Genomic DNA, 4,204 nt, shown 5'->3' with positions numbered 1-4,204 from the left:
ATGAGACGGGACTGGACAGAAACAAAGCTGCTTTGGCAACCTCCACAGGTTCTGCCATACGTCCGAGCAGATTGTTTTCCATAAGTTTGTCGAGAGCTTCTTTACTGAAGGTTGATGCCATATGAATCCTTCACAATCTTAAATGGATCAGTTTCTTTAAGCATACAAGAGTCCATAACGCCACTATGAAATCTTGCTCTTCTTACATGAGCTCCCTCTGCACTTCCCTGGACTTCAATATCTATTTCTTCTCCATTTTCATCTATAGCATGAATATCAAGAGTGATATCTCTTCCGCCTACAATAGGACTACGCAGCTCTTCCTGAGCATCAGCTGTTATAACTCATATATTTCTTCCAAGAATAATCTTTAAAATCAGTTCAGTTGCAGGAATATTTTTATTGAATACCAATGTGGTATAAAAAAGCTAACCTATTTGGTTGTTACCGACATACGTGTACATTCCTGCCAACGCAGGTATAAATAGGAACGATCTGCTCTTTAAATACACGCTCCTCTTTCCTAGAGTCGAACAAAGTAACACATTCATGCGTAATTTTAAATATCGTCAGATCCGCCTTCATTCCAGTATGTATTTCTGTAGCTTTATCAGAAATATGCTGAAGCCTTACAGGCTGTACTATAGTTTTATTGAGTATCTGCCACCATTCCATACCGGTAAGTCCTCTTACCTTTGTCAAGACATTCCCCAAACTATATACAGGTCCTCCAAGATTTCTCGCATGAAGATCACTTGAGATAGTATCTGTAAAAAATCCTGCCTTCCATGCTGCCTCAGCCGCATCATATGAATAAGCGTTAGTTCCATGAGAAAGATCAAATATAACGCCTCTCTCCTGAGCTTTCCATACACTCCTTCTGATTACTCCATCATAATCCACTACATCCATAACCTTACTGTTTCCCGCAAGCGTATGGCACAGTACATCTCCCTTTTTCAGATATGAAAGAAGTATATCAATTCCAATCAGACTTCTCGGTGCATGAACAGCAATTGGCATATCAAGTTTGTCACCCAGCATACGAAGCGTATTCATCACATAGGCAGGATCAAAGCAAAACTTATCGTCTATCCTTGCTTTTAATCCCAACAACTCTGAACGATATCGAGCTACAACCTTGGCGCTTATGCATAAACTTGTTATGATGGGAAAAAGTGTAACCAGTGTTGCTGTACCGCTGCACACAGAAGAAATAAGTGTCCCGCTGAGAACAGCGATCAGAATGAGTGCACGCTCACTGCCCCCTGTGAACTTGAGGAGCATGTTTCCTATTATCTGCGCAAGACCTGTGTAAAAAAGTGAACCGCCTACGATCATCATGGAAATCATAAGGATCATTGACGTTGATGCAAAAGATACAAATACCTCTTTATGCTCCACGAACCCAAGCGTCCCGACTAAAACTGCGCCTGTAAGAGATACTACTGCCAAAGGAATACGATCACTGAGAAATGCAGCTATGATAGCAACGAGAACTATTCCCATTATTACAGATTGTGACATATCTGTCTCCTTTCATGACTCAAAACTTAGATTGGATCGGAGCTCGGCCTAAACTCCTTTAACAGCTGCTTCTATATCTGTAATGTATCACCAAAAAATGCATTCCACAAACGACATATTTTCGTATTTCTTTTACTAAAAGTAAACACCTCCGTCATATACACGAATAGTATTTTTGTGCAATTTTTATTAGTGCTTCCATGCTTTCACTATGGTATCCGTTACGCCTCGTAACAGCATAAACATCAACACCGTGGTCAATCATATACGGTAATGCCAAAAAACGAACCATCCTATCAGTTTGGGGAAGTGCCAGAACTATGGTATTGCCCAAATTGTTTTCAACAGCGGATAACGCTGTTTCTGTGTCTCCTACATACAGCTTTACCGGTGGACGTTTACCATATTTTGAAAACATTTCTTCCACGATTCTCCCGGAATAAGTGCTTGTGGTAATGCTTATAAAAGCCTCATTAAACCAACTGTCATTATCAAGTATCGGATACCCGGAGGCAGTTTTCTTTTTTGTCTCAGTCAAAAGTAAGGATCCTGCAGGAACAGCCAGCACAGGTTCAACATGTGCAAGTTTCTGATATATCAGATTTGGTTTGCGATCACTTGCATATGCTATACATACATCAAGTTTGCCATCCTCCACCATTGAAATAAGAGCCTTTGAACCCCCTCTCTCGATAACTACCTGTTCACTCTCAAACTGTTCATAAAATCCAGGAAGCAGCCTCTCCATTATGAACGAATTCATACCTCGCGGCACACCTAGATGCAGCGCTGCATCTCCACATTCAATCATTCCTGCTATATCCCGTTTCAACTGCTCATCCACATTCATGATGACTCGTCCCAATTCCACATATCTGAGTCCTGCCTTTGTGGGAACAAACTGATTTCCAATTCGCTTAAACAGTTGAATACTTAACTCTTTTTCAATACGGTTTAAATATTTCGAAAGTGCTCCGGGAGTAATCGAAAGCCTATCCGCTGCTTTTGAGATACTGCCTTGAGCTTCTATCTCAACAATGTACTCATAATCTTTTATGTTCATTCCAACCTCTTCCCATATGCTTTCAATATTTTTAACTCTTTGTGCTTCACCTGTTTTGAGCAGCTGATCATTCACCCCCACAGACATTTTCATCAGATCAGTACAGCACATGGCATATTCCAATTATCTACTGTATCTGATATTTATTTAATGTATTCATTGCTAATCTTCGTTTTATTCCCCTCTACAGTCCATATCTCCGACAACATTAAAATGAGTTCTCCATTTAACACTTTATTTTTGAAAAGTCAGTGAAGATATCAGCATTCAGGATAAAAATACTATGTAAGACTATAATAAGAAACCGGAATGACACCAATACCATATGAAGTCAGATTGTCAAAGTGCTGAAGAAATATATTACAAAATCATCGTTGATTTTAATTGAATGAATAAGAACGGTTGAATTATTCTTTAGATAATGGTCTTGTAATCTTGATATGTACATTTAGTATGTGTGTAAATGAGAAAACGTATTTACAGAAGGAGGCAAAATGAAAAAAAACTTAAAGTTAATGCTTGTGACTTTGGGAAGTATCTGTGCCATGGCTATGACTTCGTTGGCAGGAAACTGGGTAAGTGACGGAACCGGCGGTTGGTGGTATGTGAATGCTGATGGAACTTACGGTATTCGCAGAACTTCTGCGGAGTGTCCTCAGGTTGACGGAACGTATACATTCACTTCCGGGCTTAAGGAAGGAGTCGGTAATTTTTATTCTATAGAACCGGAATTCCAGACTATAGTTCTTATGAGGAAGGATCCGGAAACCATAACAGTCCTCATCAATAATCAGTTGGATGATTTTGTTTTAACGGAAGAAACAATGTATTGGAATGAAGGCGGAAACGGTACAATAGGACTTGAAGTATATGATAATGGTACTCTGGATCTGTATCTAGAAAATCGTAATACCTATACGAAAGTTCAATAAACCTTGATCGTGCAGTTAATAAAGAACGCAAAGAAGTTCCGTGTATCGTTAAGAAAATATTATGTTCGTAACTATTTTTATAATAGTACACTCTCAATTCCGATACGATGATCAGTAAAGAGCTGACCCCTTTGAAGTCAGCTCTCTTCTCTTTCTTTGGTAAACCCTTCTTCTCAACATTACCGCGAGTTTTCACCCTGCTATAAGTAGTAGCTTTTGGTGGTGAAAAAAATTATATTACTGATTATTTTTCCAGTTCATCTCATGGAAAATATGGCCTTTTAATCTGAACAGGACATACAAGGGTATGCTCCAAATATGTGTCTCACCATCCATGATGTCTCCCACATTTTTAAGGGATGTTTTTACGGCAATCTTTGGCTTATATCTGTTGCAGAAAAGATGGAGACTCTTTGCCTTGGTATTATCTGCAGCTTTAACCTCTATAGGGAGAAGAACTCCTTCATAATCCGTCAGAAAATCCAATTCAGCATCTGCCTTGGTTCTCCAAAAATAACTCTGTATTCCCATGCTGCAAAGCTGCACCATGACATAGTTTTCTGTAAGTGCGCCTTTAAAGTGAATAAAGGCTGCGTCACCATCAAGTATTGTCCTGTAATTTATATTGGATTTCTTCCTTAAAAGGCCTACGTCAGACATATAAACCTTGAAATATGAATTG

At 39.1% G+C, this 4,204-nt stretch carries 4 protein-coding genes; 1 reads left to right on the top strand and 3 read right to left on the bottom strand.

Translation table 11 applies throughout. The features are described 5' to 3' along the window. Window positions 1-444: 444 nt before the first annotated feature. Window positions 445-1,527: an SLC13 family permease gene (locus tag BLV86_RS17260; RefSeq protein ID WP_090820051.1), complete on the bottom strand. Its 1,083-nt coding sequence runs from the start codon at window positions 1,525-1,527 to the stop codon at window positions 445-447. A gap of 154 nt (window positions 1,528-1,681) precedes the next feature. Next, the gene (locus tag BLV86_RS17255) at window positions 1,682-2,590 is read right to left on the bottom strand and encodes a LysR family transcriptional regulator (RefSeq protein WP_175456605.1); all 909 of its coding nucleotides are present in this window, start codon (window positions 2,588-2,590) and stop codon (window positions 1,682-1,684) included. A 494-nt stretch (window positions 2,591-3,084) separates the two neighbouring features. On the opposite strand from BLV86_RS17255, the gene BLV86_RS17250 reads away from it, so the two are divergent. After that, window positions 3,085-3,522, top strand: coding sequence for a hypothetical protein (locus tag BLV86_RS17250; RefSeq protein WP_090820046.1), 438 nt, complete (start codon window positions 3,085-3,087; stop codon window positions 3,520-3,522). A gap of 237 nt (window positions 3,523-3,759) precedes the next feature. On the opposite strand, the gene BLV86_RS17245 is transcribed toward BLV86_RS17250, so the two are convergent. Then, on the bottom strand, window positions 3,760-4,204 hold a 445-nt coding region (locus BLV86_RS17245), incomplete at its 5' end, for a DUF4143 domain-containing protein (protein ID WP_139297969.1).

Origin of the sequence: Oribacterium sp. KHPX15, assembly GCF_900107835.1 — a bacterium.
Taxonomy (GTDB): Bacteria; Bacillota; Clostridia; order Lachnospirales; family Lachnospiraceae; genus Oribacterium.
Note: the sequence above shows the minus strand (reverse complement) of the source record. Positions and strands in the feature narration are given on the sequence as shown.

Excerpts from the sequence above, each read along its gene's own strand:
- BLV86_RS17260 (WP_090820051.1), bottom strand. The coding sequence starts at position 1,527 with ATGTCACAATCTGTAATAATGGGAATAGTTCTCGTTGCTATCATAGCT.
- BLV86_RS17255 (WP_175456605.1), bottom strand. The coding sequence starts at position 2,590 with ATGAACATAAAAGATTATGAGTACATTGTTGAGATAGAAGCTCAAGGC.
- BLV86_RS17250 (WP_090820046.1), top strand. The coding sequence starts at position 3,085 with ATGAAAAAAAACTTAAAGTTAATGCTTGTGACTTTGGGAAGTATCTGT.